This is a genomic window from Comamonas sp. CAH-2 (assembly GCF_009668305.1).
GTDB lineage: Bacteria > Pseudomonadota > Gammaproteobacteria > Burkholderiales > Burkholderiaceae_C > Comamonas > Comamonas aquatica.
Window position 1 is genome coordinate 43,876 of the sequence record NZ_VSWF01000019.1, and the last position, 22,115, is coordinate 65,990.

Annotated in this window: 18 protein-coding genes; 7 read left to right on the forward strand and 11 right to left on the reverse strand. The window is 68.5% G+C overall.

Annotated elements, in window-relative coordinates:
- Window positions 1-136: 136 nt before the first annotated feature.
- Window positions 137-6,070, forward strand: a complete 5,934-nt coding sequence (gene uvrA / locus FYM52_RS11780; RefSeq protein ID WP_154164234.1) for an excinuclease ABC subunit UvrA — start codon at window positions 137-139, stop codon at window positions 6,068-6,070.
- 25 nt (window positions 6,071-6,095) lie between these two features.
- On the opposite strand, the gene FYM52_RS11785 is transcribed toward uvrA, so the two are convergent.
- Window positions 6,096-7,280 (reverse strand): MFS transporter, encoded by a 1,185-nt coding sequence (locus tag FYM52_RS11785; RefSeq protein WP_154164235.1) that lies wholly within the window; start codon window positions 7,278-7,280, stop codon window positions 6,096-6,098.
- A gap of 149 nt (window positions 7,281-7,429) precedes the next feature.
- On the opposite strand from FYM52_RS11785, the gene FYM52_RS11790 reads away from it, so the two are divergent.
- Window positions 7,430-8,401, forward strand: a complete 972-nt coding sequence (locus tag FYM52_RS11790) for a LysR family transcriptional regulator (RefSeq protein WP_154164236.1) — start codon at window positions 7,430-7,432, stop codon at window positions 8,399-8,401.
- Between the two features lie 97 nt (window positions 8,402-8,498).
- A complete protein-coding gene (locus FYM52_RS11795) occupies window positions 8,499-8,822 on the forward strand; it encodes a hypothetical protein (RefSeq protein WP_162524709.1) in 324 nt (107 codons plus the stop codon).
- A 92-nt stretch (window positions 8,823-8,914) separates the two neighbouring features.
- Here the strand turns inward: FYM52_RS11795 and FYM52_RS11800 are convergent, their stop codons facing one another.
- Window positions 8,915-9,487, reverse strand: a complete 573-nt coding sequence (locus tag FYM52_RS11800) for an alpha/beta hydrolase (protein ID WP_154164237.1) — start codon at window positions 9,485-9,487, stop codon at window positions 8,915-8,917.
- 243 nt (window positions 9,488-9,730) lie between these two features.
- Here FYM52_RS11800 and FYM52_RS11805 point away from each other — a divergent pair, with 243 nt between their 5' ends.
- The gene (locus FYM52_RS11805) at window positions 9,731-10,723 is read left to right on the forward strand and encodes a tripartite tricarboxylate transporter substrate binding protein (protein ID WP_045267534.1); all 993 of its coding nucleotides are present in this window, start codon (window positions 9,731-9,733) and stop codon (window positions 10,721-10,723) included.
- Window positions 10,724-10,863: 140 nt separating this feature from the next.
- On the opposite strand, the gene FYM52_RS11810 is transcribed toward FYM52_RS11805, so the two are convergent.
- Together FYM52_RS11810 and FYM52_RS11815 are read right to left on the reverse strand one after the other, a co-directional pair.
- On the reverse strand, window positions 10,864-11,658 hold the full coding sequence (locus tag FYM52_RS11810) for an HAD-IIB family hydrolase (protein WP_162524710.1): 795 nt from the start codon (window positions 11,656-11,658) through the stop codon (window positions 10,864-10,866).
- Between the two features lie 166 nt (window positions 11,659-11,824).
- Window positions 11,825-13,453: a peptide chain release factor 3 gene (locus tag FYM52_RS11815; protein WP_042414480.1), complete on the reverse strand. Its 1,629-nt coding sequence runs from the start codon at window positions 13,451-13,453 to the stop codon at window positions 11,825-11,827.
- A gap of 226 nt (window positions 13,454-13,679) precedes the next feature.
- Here FYM52_RS11815 and FYM52_RS11820 point away from each other — a divergent pair, with 226 nt between their 5' ends.
- A complete protein-coding gene (locus tag FYM52_RS11820) occupies window positions 13,680-14,360 on the forward strand; it encodes a lysoplasmalogenase (RefSeq protein WP_162524711.1) in 681 nt (226 codons plus the stop codon).
- A 43-nt stretch (window positions 14,361-14,403) separates the two neighbouring features.
- On the opposite strand, the gene FYM52_RS11825 is transcribed toward FYM52_RS11820, so the two are convergent.
- The 5 genes from FYM52_RS11825 to ruvA are packed head-to-tail and all read right to left on the reverse strand — an operon-like array spanning window position 14,404 to window position 19,393.
- Window positions 14,404-15,123, reverse strand: a complete 720-nt coding sequence (locus FYM52_RS11825; protein WP_154164240.1) for an ABC transporter ATP-binding protein — start codon at window positions 15,121-15,123, stop codon at window positions 14,404-14,406.
- Between the two features lie 5 nt (window positions 15,124-15,128).
- Entirely contained in the window at window positions 15,129-16,364 is a 1,236-nt protein-coding gene (locus FYM52_RS11830; protein WP_238826190.1) for an ABC transporter permease, read from the reverse strand.
- Window positions 16,364-17,620 (reverse strand): efflux RND transporter periplasmic adaptor subunit, encoded by a 1,257-nt coding sequence (locus tag FYM52_RS11835; RefSeq protein WP_370513836.1) that lies wholly within the window; start codon window positions 17,618-17,620, stop codon window positions 16,364-16,366. Before FYM52_RS11835 ends, FYM52_RS11830 begins: the two co-directional genes overlap by 1 nt.
- A gap of 51 nt (window positions 17,621-17,671) precedes the next feature.
- On the reverse strand, window positions 17,672-18,808 hold the full coding sequence (ruvB, locus tag FYM52_RS11840; protein WP_154164241.1) for a Holliday junction branch migration DNA helicase RuvB: 1,137 nt from the start codon (window positions 18,806-18,808) through the stop codon (window positions 17,672-17,674).
- A gap of 6 nt (window positions 18,809-18,814) precedes the next feature.
- Complete coding sequence (ruvA, locus tag FYM52_RS11845; protein ID WP_042414490.1) at window positions 18,815-19,393, reverse strand: Holliday junction branch migration protein RuvA; 579 nt, start codon at window positions 19,391-19,393, stop codon at window positions 18,815-18,817.
- 51 nt (window positions 19,394-19,444) lie between these two features.
- Here ruvA and FYM52_RS11850 point away from each other — a divergent pair, with 51 nt between their 5' ends.
- Both FYM52_RS11850 and ybeY read left to right on the forward strand, forming a co-directional pair.
- Window positions 19,445-20,389, forward strand: coding sequence for a PhoH family protein (locus FYM52_RS11850; protein WP_043385369.1), 945 nt, complete (start codon window positions 19,445-19,447; stop codon window positions 20,387-20,389).
- 55 nt (window positions 20,390-20,444) lie between these two features.
- Entirely contained in the window at window positions 20,445-20,906 is a 462-nt protein-coding gene (gene ybeY / locus FYM52_RS11855; RefSeq protein WP_042414493.1) for an rRNA maturation RNase YbeY, read from the forward strand.
- 92 nt (window positions 20,907-20,998) lie between these two features.
- Here the strand turns inward: ybeY and FYM52_RS11860 are convergent, their stop codons facing one another.
- Together FYM52_RS11860 and FYM52_RS11865 are read right to left on the reverse strand one after the other, a co-directional pair.
- Window positions 20,999-21,595, reverse strand: coding sequence for a DUF599 family protein (locus FYM52_RS11860; RefSeq protein WP_043385366.1), 597 nt, complete (start codon window positions 21,593-21,595; stop codon window positions 20,999-21,001).
- Window positions 21,596-21,693: 98 nt separating this feature from the next.
- The gene (locus FYM52_RS11865) at window positions 21,694-22,113 is read right to left on the reverse strand and encodes a YeeE/YedE family protein (protein ID WP_043385363.1); all 420 of its coding nucleotides are present in this window, start codon (window positions 22,111-22,113) and stop codon (window positions 21,694-21,696) included.
- Window positions 22,114-22,115 lie beyond the last annotated feature (2 nt).

The following is a 22,115-nucleotide window of genomic DNA, read 5'->3' on the forward strand; positions in this document are numbered from 1 at the left end:
ACCAGCAGGCCTTTTTGCTGCCCGTTTACCAGCACGGACCGCATGCGCTTTGACCAGACCGACCGATCCACGGCGGTAGCCTGCCTAGAATGGTCGGCCGCTTTGTTTTTGACGCTTCTTCTTCGCGCAGCACACCATGACCCAAGGCCAGATCCGCATCCGTGGCGCACGCCAACACAACCTGCAGAACGTGGATGTGGACATCCGCACGGGCGAATTGACCGTCGTCACCGGCCCCAGCGGCTCGGGCAAGTCCAGCCTGGTGTTCGACACCCTGTTTGCCGAAGGTCAGCGCCGCTACGTGGAAACCTTCAGTGCCTACGCGCGCCAGTTCCTGGACCGCATGGACAAGCCGGCCGTGGACCGCGTCGAAGGCGTGCCGCCGGCGATTGCCATCGACCAGACCAACCCGGTGCGCAACTCCCGCTCCACCGTGGGCACGATGACGGAGCTGAACGACCACCTCAAGCTGCTGTTCGCGCGCGCCGCCCACCTGTTCGACTGCCAGACCACCCTGCCCGTGCAGCACGACACGGCCGAGACCATCTTCGCCGCCCTGCAGCAGCGCTGCGAGCAGGCCGGTGACCCGCGCATTGCACTGACCTTCCCGGTCGAGTTGCCCGCCAACACCTCCCAGGAAGAAGTGGAGCAATGGCTGTCGGCCAGCGGCTTCACCAAGGTGCAGGCCGAACGCGACGTCGAACGTGCGGCCCCCGTGGAAGCACCCGCCAAGGGCAAGAAGGCCAAGGCCGCGCCCCCCGAAAGCATCAAGGTGCTGGACGTGGTGGCCGACCGCTTTCGCTTCAGCCGCGTGGAGCGCGCCCGGGCCATGGAGGCCATCGAGGTCGCCCTCAAGCGCGGCAACGGCCACCTGACCGTGTACGTCATGCCCGAAGCGGGCGAGGCTGAGACGTGGAAGTTCTCGCAGGGCCTGCACTGCCCCGAGAGCAACCTCAGCTACACCGCACCCATGCCGTCGCTGTTCTCCTTCAACTCCGCCGTGGGCGCCTGCGATGCCTGCCGGGGTTTTGGCCGCGTGATTGGCGTGGACTGGGGCCTGGTGATCCCCAACGACAAGCTCACGCTGCGCACCGGGGCCATCAAGCCCATCCAGACACCGGGCTGGAAGGAGATCCAGGACGACCTGCTGCGCCATGCCGAGGCCGAAGGCATCCCGCGCGACATCGCCTGGAGCAAGCTGACCCCGGAACAGAAGCACTGGGTGATCGAAGGCTCGCCGCTGTGGAAGGGCCAGTGGAACAAGCAGTGGTACGGCATCCGCCGCTTCTTCGAGTACCTGGAAACCAAGACCTACAAGATGCACATCCGCGTGCTGCTGTCCAAGTACCGCAGCTACACGGAATGCCCCACCTGCGCCGGCGCACGCCTGAAGACCGAAAGCCTGCTGTGGCGCATTGGCAGCAAGCCACAGGCCGATGCGGTGCTGCCCCCTGCACAACGCTTCCTGCCCACCGGTGTGGCCTGGAGCCGTGCACAACTGGAAGCCCTGCCCGGCCTGTGCCTGCACGACCTGATGCGCCTGCCCATCACGCGGCTGCGCAGCTTCTTCGACAGCCTGCACCTGGGCAACCAGACCGGGCTGGCCGAGGGCGAGCTGCAGGCGCTGAAGCTGCTGAACGAAGAAATCGGCACGCGCCTGAAGTACCTGGTGGACGTGGGCATTGGCTACCTGACGCTCGACCGGCAAAGTCGCACCTTGAGTGGCGGCGAGGTGCAGCGCATCAACCTGACCACCGCGCTGGGCACCAGCCTGGTCAACACCCTGTTTGTGCTGGACGAGCCCAGCATCGGCCTGCACCCGCGCGACATGGAGCGCATCACCCAGGCCATGCACCGCCTGCGCGATGCCGGCAACACCCTGGTGGTGGTGGAACACGACCCGGCCGTGATGTTTGCCGCCGACCGCATGATCGACATGGGCCCGGGCCCCGGTGCGCGCGGCGGGCAGATCGTGTTTGACGGCACGCCCGAGGAACTCAAGCGCGCCGACACCCTGACCGGCGCCTACCTGGGCGGGCGCAAGCAGGTGGGCTTTGGCGTCAAGCGCATGGTGACCGAATCCACCCCGCGCCTCATCCTGGAAGGCGCGCGCCAGCACAACCTGCAAAACCTGAACGTGGACTTCCCGCTGCAACGCCTGGTCACCATCACCGGCGTATCGGGCTCTGGCAAATCCTCGCTGATTCAGGACATCCTGGCCCCGGCCCTGCTGCGCCACTTTGGCAAGCCCACCGACAGCCCCGGCGCGCACGACCGCCTGCTGGGCGCCGACCACCTGGCCGACGTGGTGTTTGTCGACCAGTCGCCGATCGGCAAGACCGCACGCTCCAACCCCGTCTCGTACGTGGGCGCGTGGGACAGCCTGCGCGAACTGTTTGCGCTCGCACCGCTGTCGGCCCAGCGCGGCTACACGGCCAGCAAGTTCAGCTTCAACAGCGGCGATGGCCGCTGCCCCACCTGCGGCGGCTCGGGTTTTGAGCATGTGGAGATGCAGTTCCTGTCCGACGTCTACCTACGCTGCCCGGACTGCAACGGCAGCCGCTACCGCGCTGAGATTCTGGAAATCACCCTGGAGCGCGATGGCCGTGCCCTGAACGTGGCCGATGTGCTGGAGCTGACGGTGGCCGAGGCCGCCCAGCTGTTCCGCCAGGATGCCGAGGTCCTGCGCGCCCTGCAGCCCATCGTCGATGTGGGGCTGGAGTACGTGAAGCTGGGCCAGCCCGTGCCCACGCTGTCGGGCGGCGAAGCCCAGCGGCTGAAGCTGGCGGGCTTTCTGGCCGAGGCGGCCAAGACCGCCTCCAAATCCAAGCAAAAGATTGCGCGCAAGGGCACGCTGTTCCTGTTCGACGAGCCGACCACCGGCCTGCACTTTGAAGACATCGCCAAGCTGATGCGCGCGCTGCGCAAGCTGCTGGAGGCGGGCCACAGCCTGATCGTCATCGAGCACAACCTGGACGTGATCCGCGCCAGCGACTGGCTGATCGACCTGGGCCCCGAGGGGGGCGACGGCGGCGGCCAGATCGTGGCCCAGGGCACGCCCGAGGACGTGCGCCACGTACCCGGATCACACACCGCACAGGCGCTGCGCGAGTATGACCTGGCCATGGGCGTGGGCGGCCAGCTGGTGGAAGAAGTGGCACCCATGCTCTATAAAAAAGAGCCGTCAGCACCCGCCCACAAAGCGCCAGCAGGCAAAAATGCCATTGAAATCGTCAACGCCCGCGAGCACAACCTCAAGGGCCTGAGCGTGGACATTCCGCGCGGCAAGTTCAATGTGGTGACCGGCGTGTCCGGCTCGGGCAAGTCCACGCTGGCGTTTGACATCCTGTTCAACGAAGGCCAGCGCCGTTACCTCGAATCGCTGAACGCCTATGCGCGCTCCATCGTGCAGCCTGCGGGCCGCCCCGAGGTGGATGCCGTCTGGGGCATTCCGCCCACCGTGGCGATTGAGCAGCGCCTGTCGCGCGGCGGGCGCAAGTCCACCGTGGGCACGACCACCGAGGTCTGGCATTTCCTGCGCCTGCTGTACGTGAAGCTGGGCACCCAGCACTGCGTGCACGACGGCGCGGCCGTGGAGCCGCAAACGCCCGAGCGCATTGCCGCCCAGTTGCTGACCCAGTTCAAGGGCCAGCACATCGGCCTGCTGGCCCCGCTGGTGGTGCACCGCAAGGGCGTGTACACCGAGCTGGCCGACTGGGCCCGCCCCAAGGGCTACACGCACCTGCGTGTGGACGGCGCCTTTCTGCCGACCACGGGTTTCCCGCGCCTGGACCGCTTCAAGGAACACACCATCGAGCTGCCCGTGGCCAGCGTCAAGGTCACGGCGGCCAACGAAAAAGAGCTGCGCGCCCAGCTGGCCAAGACGCTGGAGGTCGGCAAGGGCGTGGTCCATGTGTTGTCCGGCATCGACACCCTGGAGGCCGCCATCGCCGCCCCCGGCCAAGGCCTGGGCGTGGGCACGCTGCAGGTGTTCTCCACCCAGCGTGCCTGCCCGGTCTGCGCCACCAGCTATGCGGAGCTGGAGCCCAGCCTGTTCAGCTACAACAGCAAGCACGGCTGGTGCCCCGACTGCGTGGGCACGGGCGTCAAGCTGACCAAGGAGCAGCGCAAGGTCTACGACGACAGCACGCTGGCCGAAGACAACCGCGGCCGCGAGCTGACGCTGACCGCCAACGAGGTCGAAGACCTGGAGGAATGCACCTGCCCGACCTGCGAGGGCACACGCCTGAACGCCCGCGCCCGCGCGGTGCGCTTCCACGGCAAGACCATCACCGAGCTGGCCCACCTGTCGGTCAGCGCGCTGCGCCAGTGGTTCCAGCAACTGACGACGACCGGCCGCGAAACCGACATCGCGCGCGACCTGCTGCCGGAAATCCTGGGCCGCCTGGAATTTCTGGAAGAAGTCGGGCTGAACTACCTGACCCTGGACCGGGGCGCGCCCACGCTGTCCGGCGGCGAGGCGCAGCGCATCCGCCTGGCGGCGCAGCTGGGCAGCAACCTGCAGGGCGTGTGCTATGTGCTGGACGAACCCACGATTGGCCTGCATGCGCGCGACAACCACATCCTGCTCAACGCCCTGCACAAGCTGGGCGACAAGGGCAACACCCTGGTGGTGGTGGAGCACGATGAAGACACCATCCGCCGGGCCGACCATGTGATCGACATCGGCCCCAGCGCCGGCAAGCGTGGTGGCCAGCTGGTGGCCCAGGGCACGCCGGCCGACATCATGGCCGCCGCCGATTCGCAAACCGGCCGCTACCTGCTGCACGCCATGCGCCACCCCTACCAGGCGCGCCGTGCGGTGCATGGCGTGGCGGATGCAGCCGCTACCCAAACAGAAGCTGCCAGCGCAGATGCAGTCAGCGCAAAACCCAAAAAACGCACCAAAAAACAGATCGCGGCCGATGCGGCCGCCGCCTTGGCCGCCGACAGCGCCGCCCTGAATGCCGAGCTGGCCAACCCCAGCCAAGCCACCGGCCCGCTGCACTGGCTGGTGGTGAACGGCGCGAACCTGCACAACCTGCAGGACATCGAAGCCAGCGTGCCCCTCCAGCGTCTGGTGGCCATCACCGGCGTGTCCGGCTCCGGCAAATCCACGCTGGCGCGCGATGTGCTGCTGAGCAATGTGGCCAACCTCGTCAGCCAGCGCGCCACCAAGGCGGGCCGCGAAGCGGCGCAAGCGGGCCAGACGCCAGCGCTGGTCGGCTGCGAAGCCGTCTGGGGCACGGAAGCCATCGACCGCGTGCTGGAGGTGGACCAGACGCCGATCGGCAAGACCCCGCGCAGCTGCCCCGCCACCTACATCGGTTTCTGGGACACCATCCGCAAGCTGTTTGCCGACACTTTGGAGGCCAAGGCCCGTGGTTACGGCGCGGGGCGCTTCAGTTTCAATACCGGCGAAGGCCGCTGCCCGGCCTGCGAAGGCCAGGGCATGCGCACCATCGAGATGAGCTTCCTGCCCGATGTGAAGGTGCCGTGCGAAACCTGCCAGGGCGCGCGCTTCAACCCCGAGACGCTGGCCGTCACCTGGCGCGGCAAGAGCATTGGCGACGTGCTGCAGATGGAGGTGGACGAGGCCGTGGAGTTCTTTGCCTCCATGCCCAGCATCGCCCACCCGCTGCAGCTGCTCAAGGACGTGGGCTTGGGCTATCTGACGCTGGGCCAGCCCTCGCCCACGCTGAGCGGCGGCGAGGCCCAGCGCATCAAGCTGGTGACCGAGCTGACCAAGGTGCGCGACGACATCACCAAGCGCGGCAACAAGGCACCCCACACCCTGTACGTACTGGATGAGCCCACCGTGGGCCTGCACATGGCCGACGTGGACAAGCTGATCCGCGTGCTGCACCGCCTGGTGGACGGCGGCCACAGCGTGATCGTCATCGAGCACGACCTGGACGTGATTGCCGAGGCCGACTGGATCATCGACCTGGGCCCCGAAGGCGGCAGCGGCGGTGGCCGCATTGTGGCTGCGGGCACCCCCGAAGAGGTGGTGGCCCTGGGCACGCACACAGGCCAGGCGATTGCGCCGGTGCTGGCGCGTACCGCCTAGCGGCCACGCCGACCCCAGGCCCGCCTCAGGCCCGCGCCAAATCGCAGGTCTGGGGCACAGGGTGGCGTACCGGCAGGTAACGGCTCCAGACCGTCAGCAGCAGGCCCACGGCCGTCAGCGCGGCGGCGACCCAGCCCAGGTGCACCAGGCCGAGCCCCCCGGCCAGGGCCAGGCCACCGGCCCAGGCCCCCAGTGCATTGCCCAGGTTGAAGGCCGCGATGTTCAGGCTGGACACCAGGTTGGCGCCGTGGGGGCCAGCCTGGTCCAGCACACGCATCTGCATCGGGGCCACGGTGGCAAACGCCATGACACCGAGCACGACCACATAGGCCATGGCCACGCCCGGGTGCCCAAAGGCCCAGCGGCCCAGCGCCAGCACCACCAGCAGGGCCACGAGGCTCCAGGTCAGGGCCCGCAGCACGCCGCGGTCGGCCAGCTTGCCGCCCAGCAGGTTGCCCACGGCCAGGCCGGCGCCGAACAGCAGCAAGGTCAGGGCCACCAGGCTGCCCGCCATTCGGGTCACCTGGGTCAGCAAGGGCTCGATGTAGGTGTAGAGCGCGAACACGCCGGCAAACCCGAACACGGTGATGCCCAGGCCCAGCCAGACCTGGGGATGGCGCAGCGCGGCCAGTTCCTGCTGCAGCGGGGGAACGGCCGGACGGCCCAGGTCGCGCGGCACAAAGGCCACCAGGATGGCGAAGGCCACCACGCCCACGCCCGCCACGGCAGCGAAGGCCATGCGCCAGCCGAAGTGCTGACCGATCCAGGCCCCAGCGGGCACGCCCAGCAAGGTGGCCAGGGTCAGGCCCGAGAACATCAGCGCGATCGCCGAGGCCTTTTTCTCCAGCGGCACCAGGCTGGTGGCCACAACAGCCCCCACGCCGAAGAAGGTGCCGTGGGTCAGCGAGGTCAGCACCCGCGCCGCCATCAGCGCGGTGTAGTTCGGCGCAAACACCGCCGCCAGGTTGCCGGCGATGAAGATCAGCATCAGTGCCAGCAGCAGGCGCTTGCGCGGCCAGTGGCGCGTCAGCAGGGTCAGTACGGGCGCGCCCACGGCCACGCCGATGGCGTAGCCCGAGATCAGGGTGCCGGCCGTGGGAATGCTGATCCCCAGGTCGCTGCCGACCTGGGTGAGCAAGCCCATGATGATGAATTCCGTGGTGCCGATGCCAAAGGCACCGGCCGCCAGGGCCAGAAGAGAGAGCGGCATGGGAAAGGTCCTTGGGGTATCCAGAAAAATCCGAGGGGGTGACTGTGCCCCCGGCCTGGATCTTTGTGTAGATGGAATAATGGCAATGCATTTGTTCCCAGCCGGAACAAATTACCCCCTGCTTGCCGCCCTGCAACTCCGGAGTCTCCATGCCCGACACCCCCCGCCTGTCGCCCCTGGCTGCCCAGGGCAGCGAGGTCAACCGCTCCGGCGAACTGGAGGTGCTGGTGCTGGTGGCCGAACAGGGCAGCCTGTCGGCCGCCGCGCGGCAGCTGGGCGTGTCGCCCTCGGCCATCAGCAAGACCATGTCGCGGCTGGAGGCCCGCCTGGGGGTGCAGTTGCTGCAGCGCAGCACGCGTCGCATGCAGCTGACGGCCGAAGGGGCGCAGCTGGTGGAGCGCGGCAAGCGCCTGCTGGCCGACCTGGACGAGCTGGAGGCCACCGTGGCCGCCCGCAGCGCCCCCAAGGGCGTGGTGCGCATCAGCGCCAGCACCTCCACCGGCCAGCGCCTGCTGGTGCCGCTGGTGGCCCCACTGATGGCGGCGCACCCGGGTCTCCGGCTGGAGCTGTTCTTCACCGACCAGATCGTGGACCTGGTGGAGGACAGCATCGACATCGCCATCCGCTGGGGACAGTTGCCCTCCTCGGACATGGTGGCGCGGCGCCTGGGCTGCACGCGCCAGGTCATCGTTGCCGCCCCGGACTACCTGGCCCGCCATGGCGTGCCACAGCACCCGAAGGATCTGGCGGACCACCAGCGCATGGGCTGGACCTATCCGCGTGCGATCCCGCACTGGCCGTTTCTGGTCCAGGGCGAACGCATGGCGGTGGAGATCGGCCAGGCGCTGCGCGTCAACGACGGCGATGTGCTGCGCGGCCTGGCTTTGGGCGGCGCCGGGTTGGCGCGGCTGTCGCTGTTCCACGCCTGGGAGGACCTGCAAGCCGGCCGGCTGGAGGTGGTGCTGGAAGACTTCAACACCGGCGACCTGGAGCCCATCCATGCCGTCTACCCGGGCAAGCCCGACCGCCTGCCACCGCGCACGCGGGCGGTGCTGGACTTTTTGCAAGCCCACGTCGACCTGGCGCATGCCGAACAACTGCCCGCCGCCTGGCGGGCCTAAGATCGCGCCATGGTCTTCCACGCAGTCCTCCAGCCAACCGTCGCCGCCACGGCGCGCCGCCCCGGTCCACGGGCACCAGGGGCACCGGGGGTGCCGCGTGCCTGAACGCGTCATCTACCTGCAGCCGGCGGCACCAGCCAAACCCGCCATGGGCACGCCCTGCAATGGCTGCGGCCTGTGCTGTCTGGCCGAGCCGTGCCCGCTGGGCATCTGGGTGTCGCGCCGGCGCACAGGCGCCTGCAAGGCGCTGCAGTGGGACGCCAGCGCGCAGCACTACCGCTGCGGCATGGTCAGCGATCCCGGGGCCGTGCTGGGCTGGCGCCGCCCCTGGGCCGTGCGCCTGGTGGCCCGGCTGGCGCGGCGCTGGATTGCGGCCGGCATCGGCTGCGATACCGATTGGGAGCCCCAGCCCCCACGCTAAAGGCCCTGGCCCCATGGCCACAGGACACACCGCGTGGAGCGGTATGCGGTGCGGCCCCAGGTCGCGCCGTGTGCGCGCCGGCTGGCACGGTCTCAATCGCCGGCCCCCTCTGCCGCCAGCAATGCCTCCAGCCACTGACGACCCTGGGGCCAAGGGCCCAGACCGCTGTCGGCATTCAGATGGCCCAAGGCACCCGCCACTTCCAGACGGGCGCCCCAGGCGGAGGCAAACACCTGGGCCCGCTCCAGCGTGACCCGGGGGTCGTTCGTGCTGGCGACCACCAGGGTTGGAAACGGCAAGCGCTGCATCGGCATGGGGGCAAAACCCAGGGGGCCCGGCGGCCAGGTGGGTGACTCCACATCGCTGGGGGCCACCAGTAAGGCCCCGCGCACGGGCAGGGGTCGGTCCGGGTGGTACCGCGGCCAGGCGGCCACCAGGTGATTCACCAGGGCCACGGCCACCGAATGCGCCACCAGCACGGCCGGCGTCTGCCGCTGCGCCAGCACCGCCACCAGGGTGTGCACCCAGTCGGCGCACTGGGGGGTCTGCCATTCCCGCTGCCACACCCGCTGCATCTGTGGGTCATCCGCTTCCCAGTGGGACAGCCAATGCGCCGGGTTGGCATTGCCACGGCCCGGCAGCAGCAAAATCGAGGGTTCTTGCATGTCGCTCCTTGTACGATGGCCGCCCGGCTCGGCAGCGCCTGTGCCCCATTGTGGCCTGCGGGGAGCCCAGACTGGGCACCCCAACTGGCTTGATGCCCCTGCGACAGCCGCCCAGGGATTGCCCTCGGTACGGCCGCGCGATGCGGCTTTTACAGTGCAAATGTCGCGCTCACAAAACCAGCCCGACATTCAGGGAGTGGCAGCCCCTGCTGCCCGCATAACGAGACAACTGGAGATTCCCCCATGGCATTTGCCCCTCACCGCAGCCGTCGTTCGGCCCTCTGCGCCACCCTGGCGCTGTCCAGCCTGGCCCTGGCCGGCACCAGCTGGGCCCAGGAACCCGCCGCCCAGTGGCCCAGCAAGCCCATCAAGCTGATCGTGCCCTACACCCCCGGCGGTTCGACCGACATCGTCAGCCGCACCGTGTTCGAAGCCGTGGGCAAGCGCCTGGGCCAACCCGTGGTGATAGAGAACAAGCCCGGCGCCAACAGCACCATCGGCGTGACGCAGACGGCGCGCGCGCCAGCCGATGGCTACAACTTCGTCAGCGTGCTGGCCGCGTACACAGTCAACATGTCGCTGTACAAGAAGCTGCCCTACCAGCCCAGCGACCTGGTGGCCGTCAGCCATGTGGCCGACCTGCCCATGTTCCTGTTCGCGGCCAACAAGCTGCCGGTGAAGAACGCCAAGGAACTGGCCGAATACGGCAAGAAGCAGCCGCTGAACTACGCCTCCAGCGGCACCGGCGCCAGCGCCCACATGATCGGCGCGCGCTGGGCCCAGGAAAACGGGCTGAATGCCCAGCATGTGCCCTACAACGGCAGCGCCCCCATCCTGGCCGATCTGATGAGCGGCCAGGTCGATATGCTGTTTGACCCCGCCCTGGTGCCCATGCCCCACGCCAAGAGCGGCAAGATCAAGGTGCTGGCCGTGGCGTCGAAGCAGCGCTGGCCCGGCGAGCCCGACATCCCCACCATGGAGGAAGCGGGCTTCCCCGGCTTTGTGATGAACTCCTGGGTCGGCGTGCTGGCGCCCAAGGGCACGCCCCAGCCCATCGTCGACAAGCTGTCCAAGACCATCGCCGAGGCCGTGCAGTCGCCCGAGGTCAAGGCCAAGCTGACGCAGCTGGGCTTTGGCGCCATCGGCAGCACGCCCGCGCAGTTCCAGCAGCTGATCGACCAGGACACGGCCATGTACAAGACCGTGATCACCAAGGCCCAAGTCAGCATCGACTGAGCGCGGCCCCGTCGACCAAAAAGCCCGCAGGCGACAGGCCATGTGGGCTTTTTTCATTTCAGGAGCAGTTACCGCTTGTCCTGTCTGTATTTCAGAAGCTTTTCAGTTGAAAACTGAGTAACAAAGCGCGCCAAACGCTCTTATTTTGCAAGCAGGTGGTCTGCCAGCTGCACAAAGCCATCGCCGCGCTCGGCCGTGGTCACATAGCGCGGCAGGTGCTGCAACTGGGGCACGAAACGCGCGATGTTGGCCACGCCCACGCTGTGGAGCATGTGCTGGAACATCAGCTGGTCGTTGGTCGAGTCGCCGATGTAGACCCACTGGCCCAGCGTCGCGTCCAGGTCGATGCCGAACAGGCTCTGCACAATCCAGCGTGCGCCTTCCAGCTTGTTGTGGTCGCCAAACCAGCCATTGATGTGGATGGAGCTGACGGTGGCGTTCATGCCCGCGTCGCGCATGATGGCCACGCAGGCATCGATCTGCGCCTGCGACAAGGTGGTGAACTCGCTGTGGTCCACGGCGATGTCGCACTCGCGGCCGTGCGAATCGGTGGCGCGCTGGGCGCCGGGCACCTGCTGCTCGATCAGCGCCAGCACTTCCTGCATCTTGGCGAAGTTGTGCACGCGCGTGTCGTCGTCCTGCTGGTAGAGCTTGTCCAGCCCGCCCCGGTCGTTGCGGCGCAGGGCCACGGCGCCGTTCTCGGCGACGATGGCCTCCACCGGCCAGGCGCGCGCAAACGGCACGCTCCAGCCCACGGGGCGACCAGTGATGGGCACCACCTTCAGGCCCGCGGCCTGCAGGCGACCGATGGCGGCCACCACGTGTGCAGGCACCACGCCCTCGGTGGTCAACGTGTCATCGATGTCGGTCAGCACGCCCAGCAGGTTCGCGGGCACCGGCAATTCAGACAAGGGGCGCAGAAATTCTTGGCTCACAGCAAACTCTCAACAACCAACCCGTGCCAGGCACGGGTGAGATCAAACACAGCGTAGCAATCCGTAGCGGCCAGCGCAGCGGTGCAGGCGAGGCGCCGGATCGAAGACAGTAGCAGCGCTACGGCGAGATTCGGCAACGACGCATGCAGGCCGCTAGTGATTTCAATTAATGGGCACTACCCAGGGCCAGGCCCGCGTGCTCGCGCAGGGGGTGGAAATGGATCTTGGGGAAGCGTTCCTGCGCCAGGCGCACGTCGTAGGGGCTGGTGCACAGGAAGGCCAGGGTGTCGGCCGCATCGTGCGCCAGGCGCATGGGGTAGGCGTTCTCGAACTCGCGCAGCTCGGCGGGCGAATCGGCCGTGATCCAGCGCGCGCCGGTGTACTGGCAGCCTTCCAGGCGCACGTCGCAGTCGTACTCGGTCTTCAGGCGGTGCTGCACCACTTCGAACTGCAGCTGACCCACGGCGCCCAGCAGCATGTTGCCGCCGACATCGGGCTTGAACACCTGGATCGCGCCCTCTTCGCCCAGCTGCATCAGGCCCTGCTGCAGCTGCTTGGTGCGCAGCGGGTTCTTCAGCACCACGGTCATGAACATTTCGGGCGCGAAGAACGGCAGACCGGTGAACTGCAGGCTGGGGCCATCGGTGATCGAATCCCCCAGCTGCACGCCGCCGTGGATGGTGAAGCCGATGATGTCACCGGCGTAGGCCTCGTCCACCGCCTCGCGGCGCTGCGACATGAAGGTCACCACGGACGTGGGGCGCAGCTCCTTGCCGGTGCGCTGCACCTTCATCTTCATGCCGGGGGTGTACTTGCCGCTGGCCACGCGCACGAAGGCGATGCGGTCGCGGTGGTTGGCATCCATGTTGGCCTGCACCTTGAACACCACGCCGGCAAAGCCCGGGTCCTCGGGGTGCACGGTGCGCTCTTCGCGGTTGCGGTTCACTTCGGTGAAGGCGATGCGCGGGCCGGGCGGGGGCGACATGTCGACCACGGCGTTCAGCACTTCCATCACACCGAAGTTGTTCACGCCGGAGCCGAAGAACACGGGGGTCAGCTTGCCTTCCAGGAAGGCCTGGTGGTCCCACTCGGCGGACGCGCCCTGGGCCAGCTCCATGCTCTCGATGGCATCGTCAAAGGCCTGGCCGAAGCGCGCGCGCAACCGGTCGGTTTCGGTCAGCGGGATCACCTCGAAGTCCTCGGGGCGCTTTTCGCTGCCGGCGGCAAACACCGTCATGGTCTGCGTCTGCAGATTGATGATGCCGCCGAAGCTCTTGCCCTGGCCCACGGGCCAGGTGATGGGGCAGCAGGGCATGCCCAGCTCGCGCTCGACCTCGTCCAGGATGTCCAGCGGGTCGCGCACTTCGCGGTCGAACTTGTTGACGAACGAGAGGATGGGCGTGTTGCGCTGGCGGCAGACCTCGATCAGGCGGCGGGTCTGCGATTCCACACCGTTGGCCGCGTCGATCACCATCAGCGCCGAGTCCACGGCCGTCAGCACGCGGTAGGTGTCTTCCGAGAAGTCCTTGTGGCCGGGGGTGTCGAGCAGGTTGATCACGTGGTCGCGGTAGCTCATCTGCATCACCGACGACGCCACCGAGATGCCGCGCTGCTTTTCGATTTCCATCCAGTCCGAGGTGGCGTGGCGGCTGGCCTTGCGCCCCTTCACGGCACCGGCGATCTGGATCGCACCCGAGAACAGCAGCAGCTTTTCGGTCAGCGTGGTCTTACCCGCATCCGGGTGGGAAATGATGGCAAAGGTGCGGCGACGCCGGGTTTCTGGAGCGTATGACACTGGTCGGGGACGGGTTCGGTCGTGGCGGCGGCCACGCGTTTGCGACAAAGGGCCGCAAGCGCAGCAGTGCGCAGCGGGCCTCTCAAGGTAAAGAGGGTCGATTTTAAGGGAAAGCACGAAACTCCACCGGCCCCGGAGAATGCGCGCCCACGGCGTCCGTGGCCCACCCCGCAAGGCGGGACAGCCCCAATGCCCAGCCGTGCGCGTGGCCCGCAGACTGGCCGGCATGCACCTGCTTGCCCACCTCCATCCGCTGCAATGGGCCATGGCCCTGTGCGCCCTGCTGGCCATGCTGGCCGGCCACCTCGGGCCCTTCGCCGCCTATGCCCTGCTCAAACCCCTGCCGCTGCTGCTGTGCCTGGCCCTGGTCTGGCGGCGCGCCGACCGCCAGGGCCAGCCCGTGGCCACCCGCTGGCTGCTGGCCGGCCTGGCGCTGAGCCTGCTGGGCGATGTCTGCCTGCTGTCCGGGCAGGGCTTCCTCGCCGGCCTGGCAGCCTTCCTGCTGGCCCACGGCTGCTACATCGTGCTGTTCCACCGGGGCCTGCCGTGGCTGCCGCACCGCCCGGCCCTGCTGGCGGTGCTGGCCTGTGCCGCGCTGGTCTACGGTTACCTGGCGACGCACGGCCTGCCCGCCGACATGCGCCTGCCCGTGGCCGCCTATGTGCTGGTGATTGCCGGCATGGCGGCCCAGGCCATCGGCCGCGCCCAGGTGCTGCGCAGCGCGGGCGCACGCTGCGTGGCCTGGGGCGCGCTGAGCTTCCTGGTCAGCGACAGTATCCTGGCGATCGACCGCTTCGTGCAGCCCCTGCCCGCCGCCACCGTGTGGGTGCTGGGCAGCTATTACCTGGCCCAGGGTCTGATCGTGCACGGCATGCTGCAGGTGCTGCGCGTGCCAAGCACAAAATAAGAGCACCCTGCGCAGGCAGGACGGGCGCCGGCGGCCAAAAACACTACATGTACGGCGTGTGCGTGTCCTGGGCGATCTGGCCGTCGACCATTTCCACCAGCCGGTCGCAGCGCGCCGCCAGGCGCGGGTCGTGGGTGACGATCAGAAAGGCCGTGCCCTGCTGGGCATGGATCTCGCGCAGCAGCGCGAACACATCGTCGGACGATTGCGTGTCCAGGTTGCCCGTGGGCTCGTCGGCCAGCACCAGGGCCGGCTGCTGCACCAGCGCCCGGGCAATGGCCACGCGCTGCTGCATGCCGCCCGACAGCTCCGACGGCTTCTTGTGCAGCGCCTGGCCCAGGCCCACGGCGCGCAGCAGCTGCAGGGCGCGGTCCTTGTCCGCGCCGGACACCACGCCGTGCGCCATCAGCGCCGGCAGGGTCACGTTCTCCAGCGCGGTGAAGGCCGGCAGCAGGTGGTGAAACTGGAACACGAAGCCCAGGCTCTGGCGGCGCAGCAGGGTCAGGCGGTCGTCGCTGAGCCGGTGGGTCTCCTGCCCCAACAGCTGGTAGCTGCCGCTGCTCATGCGCTCCAGCAGGCCCAGGATGTTCAGCAGGGTGCTCTTGCCCGAGCCCGACGGGCCGACCAGGGCGATGAACTCACTGGCGCGCAGCTGCAGGTCGATGCCGTGCAGCACCTCGGCCTCGCTGGGCTGGCCCACGTTGTAGGACTTGCGCACGGCCGACAGCTGCAGCAGGGGCGCGGTGGTGGGGTCGTGGGCCATGGGGGTCACATCCGTATCGCCTGGGCCGGGTCCATGGACGCGGCACGGCGCGCCGGCACCACGGCCGCCAGCACGCCACACACGGTGGCAATCAGCGCCGCACTCAGGGCGTCGGGCAGGGTCAGGTGGATCTCGAACAGCGCGCCGCCCTCGGCGCTGCGCGCCAGGGTGGTGAACAGCTGCACCATGGCCCAGGACAGCAGCACCCCGCCGACCGAGCCCAGGGCCCCGACCACCGCGCCCTGCAGCAGAAACACGCGCAGCACCTGGCCGCGCGTGGTGCCCATGGCGCGCAGGATGCCGATCTCGCGGCGCTTTTGCACCACGCTGACCACCAGCACGCTGGCAATCCCCAGCACCACCACCACCAGCACCACCACGCGGATCACCGTGGTGCTGATGGTCTGGGCGTTCAGCGCCGAGAGCAGCTGCGCATTCGTGTCCTGCCAGCTCTCCACCTCATAGTCGTAGCGCGCACGCAGCTGGCGCGCGATGGCATCGGCCTGCCACACGTCGGCCACCTGCATCTCCAGCACCGTGGCGCCGCCGGGCACGCCCAGCAGGCTTTGCGCGCTGCGCAGCGGGATGATCACGGTGCGGCGGTTCAGATCCTTGAGGCCCAGGTCCAGCAAGGCCGTCACGCGCACCGGCTCGTTCACCGCGCCGGTGGCGATGGTGAAGCGGTCGCCCGGGCGCACGCCCAGGTCGGCGGCCAGCTCGGTGCCGATCATGGCCTCGCCCGGGGCCAGGCCCCAGGCGCCGGCCACCAGCTTCTCGCGCAGGTTGACGATGCGCTGGTAGCGCTCCAGCTCCACCCCCATCAGGGCGATGGATTGCGAGGCCTCGCCGCGCAGCGCCAGCCCGGCGCCCGAGACCATGGGCGACACGGCGATCACGCCCGGCTCGCGCTCCAGCACCGGCAGCAACTGCTGCCAGTTGGCCACCGAGCGCAGGCGCTGCGCGCGCGGCTGGGTGTCCGACAGCAGCACGGCATCGCCCACTGCCGGGCGCGGCAGGGGGGTGACCACGTCCTCGGGCGCGCGCAGGCTGATGTGGGCCTGCGTGCCCAGCGTCTTGCGCACGGTGTTGGCCTGCAGGCCATGGATCAGTGCCGTGATGTAGGTGACCACGGCCACGCCCGCCGCCACCCCGGCGACGATCATCAGGCTTTGCATGCGCCCTTCGCGCAGAAAGCGCAGGGCCACCTGCCACTCGAAGCCCCAGGGCATGCGCACGGCCATCAGCGCTCCTGCTGCAGCACGGCCGCGCGCACCCGCTGGCCGGCCTGCGCCGGGGGCAGCAGCACGGTGTCCCCGGCGTGCAGGCCGTCCACAATTTCCGCGGCCTCCAGGGTGCGCAGGCCCACCTGCACCGGGCGCGGCGTGGCCCGGCCGTCCTGCAGCACCAGCACCTGGGCGGCGCTGTGGCCTTCACGCAGGCCTTGCAGGGCCTGCAGCGGCAGCACCAGGGCCTGAGTCTGGCGGCCGGTCTCGACCTGCACCGACAGGCTCATGTCCTCGCGCAGGAAGTCCGGCGGCGCGGCCTGCAGCGCCAGCTTCACCTCCACCGCGCCACGCTGCGCGTCCACGCCCGGTGCGATCGACACCACGCGCGCCGCCAGGTGCTGGTCGGCAAAGGCATCGGCCACCACCTGGGCGCTCTGGCCCTCGCGCAGCTGGTCCAGAAAACGTTCATCCACCTGGGCCACGATCAGCGTCGGCCCCTCCAGGGCCAGCTGCAGCAGCGCCGTGCCAGCCTGCACGATCTGGCCAGGCTCCACCGTGCGCGCCAGCACCTTGGCGGCACTGGGCGCGACGATGTGGGTCTGCTGCAGCTTGGCCTGGGCGGCCGCCAGGGCCGACTGCGCCTGCTGCACCTGGGCCTCGGCGGCCTGCAGCTCGGCCCCGCCCTCCGCCGCCGCCTGGGCCTGGGCCTGGGCGGCCTGCAGCTGCGCCTGGGCCACGCCCAGGGCCTTGCGTTTTTCGTCCAGGCTGGCCTGGCTCAGAAAACCTTGCTGCACCAGTTGCTGGTTGCGCGACCAATCGGCCTGGGCCTGCTGCAGCGTCGCCTGGGCCTGGGCCACCTGCGACTGCTTGCCGATGCGCCCATTGGTGCGCACATTGGCCAGCTGGGCCCGTGCCTGGGCCAGGCTGGCCTGGGCCTGCTGCACGCTGGCCTGCAGCTCGGTGGGCTCCAGCTGCACCAGCAACTGGCCGGCCTGCACCTGGTCGCCTTCCTGCACGGCCACGCGCTCGACACGACCGACGATGGTGCTGCCCACGCCCACGCGCGAGCGGGTCTCCACCCGTGCCGAAAACTGCAGGCTGCGCACCAGCGCCTGGGCCTGCACCTGCACGGCGGGCACCTGCGGCCCGCGCCAGCGCTGCACACCCCAGACGGCAGCCAGCAGCAGCACGGCGGCGCCGGCCAGCCACCACCAGCGGCGCGGGCGGCGGGCGGTTGCCGAGTGGGTGGTTTCAGATGCGTGTGGACTCACAGTGCGTTCCCCTGGTCCCGGGTGCCGGTGCGGCCGGCCCCGGTTGCGGCCTTATTCGTTGAACAGACTGCCGGCCGCCTGCGGTGCCACCAGCCCCAGGTGCTGGTAGGCGGCCTTGGTGGCGATGCGCCCGCGCGGCGTGCGTTGCAGATAGCCCTGCTGGATCAGGTAGGGCTCGATCACATCCTCGATCGTGCCCGCGTCCTCGCCAATGCTGGCCGCGATGTTGTCCACGCCCACCGGGCCGCCGTCAAAGCGGTGCACCACGGCTTCGAGCAGCTTGCGGTCCATCACGTCGAAGCCACGCGGGTCCACGTCCAGCATGGACAGGGCCTTGCGCGCCATGTCCTGGGTGATGGTGCCGTCGCCCTTGACCTCGGCATAGTCGCGCACGCGGCGCAGCAGGCGGTTGGCGATGCGCGGCGTGCCGCGCGAGCGGTTGGCGATTTCCTGCGCGCCCGCCGCATCGATGGGTGCGCCCAGCAGGCCGGCGCTGCGCGTGACGATGCGCGCCAGCTCCTCGGCGTTGTAGAACTCCAGCCGCGCCACGATGCCGAAGCGGTCGCGCAGCGGGTTGGTCAGCATGCCGGCGCGCGTGGTGGCCCCGACCAGGGTGAAGGGCTGCAGGTCCAACTTGATTGAGCGCGCGGCCGGCCCCTCGCCAATCATGATGTCGATCTGGTAGTCCTCCAGCGCGGGGTAGAGGATTTCCTCGACCACGGGGCTGAGGCGGTGGATCTCGTCGATGAACAGCACATCGTTGGCCTCGAGGTTGGTCAGCAGCGCCGCCAGGTCCTTGGGCTTTTCCAGCACCGGGCCGCTGGTCTGGCGCAGGTTCACGCCCAGCTCGGCGGCGATGATGTGCGACAGCGTGGTCTTGCCCAGTCCGGGCGGGCCGAACAGCAGCACGTGGTCCAGCGCCTCACCGCGCTTGCGCGCCGCACCGATGAAGATTTCCAGCTGCTCGCGCGCCTTTTCCTGGCCCACGTATTCCTGCAGCAGCTTGGGGCGCAGGGCGCGCTCCAGCACCTCTTCGTGCTTGTTGACAGGCGCCGGCGAGATGGCGCTGCTGCGCACGGCGGGCTGGCCCGGGTCGTCCGGGCGCGGCGCCTGGGGCGCAGCCTTGGCGCGCGGCTTGCGCGCCGGCGCGGCCTCGAAATCACCAAAATCTTCGGTGTGGATGCTCATGGCGGCTTACTTTGCCAAGGCCTTGAGGGCCAGCTTGATGCCCTCGCTCACGCCCACATCGGCGGGCAGGGCTTTGAGGCTGGCGGCCGCTTCCTTGTCCGAGTAGCCCAGCGCCAGCAGCGCCTGCAGGATGTCGGACTGGGCATCGTTTTGGACCTGCGCTGCGGCCGTGCCCACCACGGCATCGCCCAGCTTGCCCTTGAGCTCCAGCAGCAGGCGCTCGGCAGTCTTCTTGCCGATGCCCGGCACCTTCACCAGCCGCCCCACTTCCTGCAGGGCGATGGCCTGCACCAGGTCCTCGATGGTCATGCCCGACAGCAGGGACAGGGCCATGCGCGGACCGATGCCGCTGACCTTGATCAGCTCGCGGAATGTCTGACGCTCCTGTGCGGTCGCAAACCCATACAGCAGCTGCGCATCCTCGCGCACGATAAAGTGCGTCAGCAGACTGACCGGCTCCCCCAGTGCGGGCAGGTTGTAGAACGTGCTCATGGGCACCTGCACCTCATAACCCACGCCATGGCAGTCCACCAGGACTTGGGGCGGGTTCTTCTCCAGCAGGGAACCTGTCAATTTGCCTATCATTGCGATCCTTTGTTGCCGCCCGGTGCGGCCTTCCTCCAGGGAATTATCAGCGTGATCTTGCGCCACACCTTCACACCGCACAACAACCTGCGCCTGACCCACCTGTGTGGCCCGGCCGACGCCCACCTGCGCACCATCGAAACCGGCCTGCAGGTCAAGATTGCCCACCGCCACGAGCAATTTAAGGTCGACGGCCCCAAGGCCAAGGCCCAGCAGGCGCTGGAGCTGCTGCAGGCGCTGTATGAAATGGCCGACCACGCCATCCCCGAGGACACGCTGCAGCTGATGCTGGCCGGCGATGCCGAGATGCTGGAGCCCGACGCCACCGCCGTGCAGCTGACCACGCGCCGCGCCGACCTGCGCGCGCGCACGCCCAACCAGGCGCTGTACCTGCAGAACATTGCCGAGCACGACATCACCTTCGGCATCGGCCCTGCCGGCACCGGCAAGACCTACCTGGCCGTGGCCTGTGCTGTGGACGCGCTGGAGCGCAGCGCCGTGCAGCGCATCGTGCTGACCCGTCCAGCCGTGGAGGCCGGCGAGCGCCTGGGCTTCCTGCCCGGTGACCTGACGCAGAAGGTCGACCCCTATCTGCGCCCGCTGTACGACGCGCTGTACGACCTGATGGGCTACGAGAAGGTGCAAAAGGCCTTCGAGCGCAACGTGCTGGAGATCGCCCCGCTGGCCTTCATGCGCGGTCGCACGCTGAACAACGCCTTCGTCATCCTGGACGAGGCGCAGAACACCACGCCCGAGCAGATGAAGATGTTCCTGACCCGCATCGGCTTTGGCGCCAAGGCCGTGGTCACCGGCGACGTCAGCCAGATCGACCTGCCCAAGGGCGCGATGAGCGGCCTGATCGATGCCGAGCGCGTGCTCAAGCGCGTCAAGGGCATTGCCATCAACCGCTTCACCACCGCCGACGTGGTGCGCCACCCGCTGGTGGCGCGCATCGTCGACGCCTACGATGCCGGCAACGGTCGCAGCCGCGGCTGAGATTTTCAAAAATCCATAGCTAACAGCGCTTGACCAGCAAGCGCCAGAGCCCAAAATGGCACTCAACAACCTGTCCCTCTCCCTGCAATTCGGCCAGTTCGACAACCTGGCCGCGCACCGCGCCCTGCTGACCCGCGCGCGCGTCACCAAGTGGATCAAGCACGCCCTGGCCGTGGACGCGGAGATGGCCGTGCGCATCGTCGGCGAGGACGAAGGCCGCCAGCTGAACGCCCAGTTCCGCAAGAAGGACTACGCCACCAATGTGCTGACCTTCGACTACCAGCAGGCCCCCACGGTGATGGCCGACCTGGTGATCTGCGGCCCGGTGATCGAGCGCGAGGCCCAGGAGCAGAACAAGTCGCTGGAAGAGCACTACGCCCACATGCTGGTGCACGGCACCCTGCACGCCCAGGGCTGGGACCACGAGACCAGCGAAGAAGACGCCGACGAGATGGAGGCCTACGAGACCGACATCCTGGCCGAGCTGGGCTATGCCGATCCCTACGCCAAGGACTGAGGCCCGCCCGCGCGGGCACCCGCGCAACGCAGCCCCCATGCAAAAAGGACGCCCTGTGGCGTCCTTTTTTGTGGCCCCAGGGGCTTGGGGCTTCAGCGGTCGATGCCCGTGGCCAGCACCAGCAGCAGCAGCACGGCGCTGACCAGTCCCAGCCAGGGCTGCAGGCCCACCAGCACCATCGGCACGCACCACATCAGCAGGCGCACCGCCAGCGCATAGAAATGCCCGGCACGGCGCAGGCTGGTCTGGCCCAGGGGCAGCCACTGCGCGCGCAGCGGGCTGTCCGTGGGCATGCCAGCGACAAAGCCGGCGTGGTGCCACTGGCGCGCCGCCAGCATGGAGCTGATGAAGGACAGGCCCAGCAGCACCAGCACCGCCAGGGTGTGCAGCTGCAGCACCTCGGCACGGCCGTTGGTCGCCGCCTCGGCCCAGCTGCTGTGCAGCAGCGAGACCCCGCCCATCAGCGCCAGCGTGGCCGTGGTGGCGGTCATGGTGCAGGACATCAGGGAGTTGCGGATGGTCTGCACGCCCAGCACTTCCGTGCCCTTGCTGTCCGAGATGGCCTGCAGCCAGTCCTGGCGCAGCTGGTCGTGCATGCGCGTGGCGCGCGCCGGGCGCAGCCACTGCTTGGCAAAGTAGGCCAGCGCCAGTCCCAGGGTGACCCACATGGGCCAGATGTATTCATACATGGCTGCTCACTCCATCGTCCATCCCGTGCCAGACCGGACCTCTGCACAGGGAAAAGGCCTGCAGCCCAATCACTACCTGCGCGGGCCGCTCTGGTTTTTTAAGACGCACCCCGCTTCGCCCAGGCGTGCTGCGCCAGCATGCCCACCAGCATGGCGGCGACGAACAGCCAGACCTCGCCATGGCCGGTGCTCAGGTTCATCAGCGCCGGACCGGGGCAAAAACCGGCCAGCCCCCAGCCGATGCCGAACAGCGCCGCACCGGTCAGCAGCTTGCCGTCCAGGGCCGTGGCCGTGGGCAGCTGCATGGGCTCGCCCAGCAGCGAGGTCTTGCGCCGCTTGGCCCAGGTGAAGGCGAAGATGGCGACCGCAATCGCGCCCGCCATGACCAGGGCCAGCGACGGGTCCCAGGTGCCGAAGACATCCAGAAAATTCAGGACCTTGGCCGGGTTGCCCATGCCCGACAGGATCAGGCCCAGGCCGAACACCAGGCCTGCCAACAATGCCACGAATGCGATCATGG

Bases quoted from the DNA above. Each gene is read 5' to 3' on its own strand.
- FYM52_RS11825 (WP_154164240.1), bottom strand. From the start codon at position 15,123: ATGGCCCACGACCCCACCACCGCGCCCCTGCTGCAGCTGTCGGCCGTG.
- ybeY (WP_042414493.1), top strand. From the start codon at position 20,445: ATGGCACTCAACAACCTGTCCCTCTCCCTGCAATTCGGCCAGTTCGAC.
- FYM52_RS11785 (WP_154164235.1), bottom strand. From the start codon at position 7,280: ATGCCGCTCTCTCTTCTGGCCCTGGCGGCCGGTGCCTTTGGCATCGGC.
- ruvB (WP_154164241.1), bottom strand. From the start codon at position 18,808: ATGAGCATCCACACCGAAGATTTTGGTGATTTCGAGGCCGCGCCGGCG.
- FYM52_RS11860 (WP_043385366.1), bottom strand. From the start codon at position 21,595: ATGTATGAATACATCTGGCCCATGTGGGTCACCCTGGGACTGGCGCTG.
- ruvA (WP_042414490.1), bottom strand. From the start codon at position 19,393: ATGATAGGCAAATTGACAGGTTCCCTGCTGGAGAAGAACCCGCCCCAA.
- FYM52_RS11805 (WP_045267534.1), top strand. From the start codon at position 9,731: ATGGCATTTGCCCCTCACCGCAGCCGTCGTTCGGCCCTCTGCGCCACC.
- FYM52_RS11820 (WP_162524711.1), top strand. From the start codon at position 13,680: ATGCACCTGCTTGCCCACCTCCATCCGCTGCAATGGGCCATGGCCCTG.
- FYM52_RS11790 (WP_154164236.1), top strand. From the start codon at position 7,430: ATGCCCGACACCCCCCGCCTGTCGCCCCTGGCTGCCCAGGGCAGCGAG.
- uvrA (WP_154164234.1), top strand. From the start codon at position 137: ATGACCCAAGGCCAGATCCGCATCCGTGGCGCACGCCAACACAACCTG.
- FYM52_RS11830 (WP_238826190.1), bottom strand. From the start codon at position 16,364: ATGGCCGTGCGCATGCCCTGGGGCTTCGAGTGGCAGGTGGCCCTGCGC.
- FYM52_RS11865 (WP_043385363.1), bottom strand. From the start codon at position 22,113: ATGATCGCATTCGTGGCATTGTTGGCAGGCCTGGTGTTCGGCCTGGGC.
- FYM52_RS11800 (WP_154164237.1), bottom strand. From the start codon at position 9,487: ATGCAAGAACCCTCGATTTTGCTGCTGCCGGGCCGTGGCAATGCCAAC.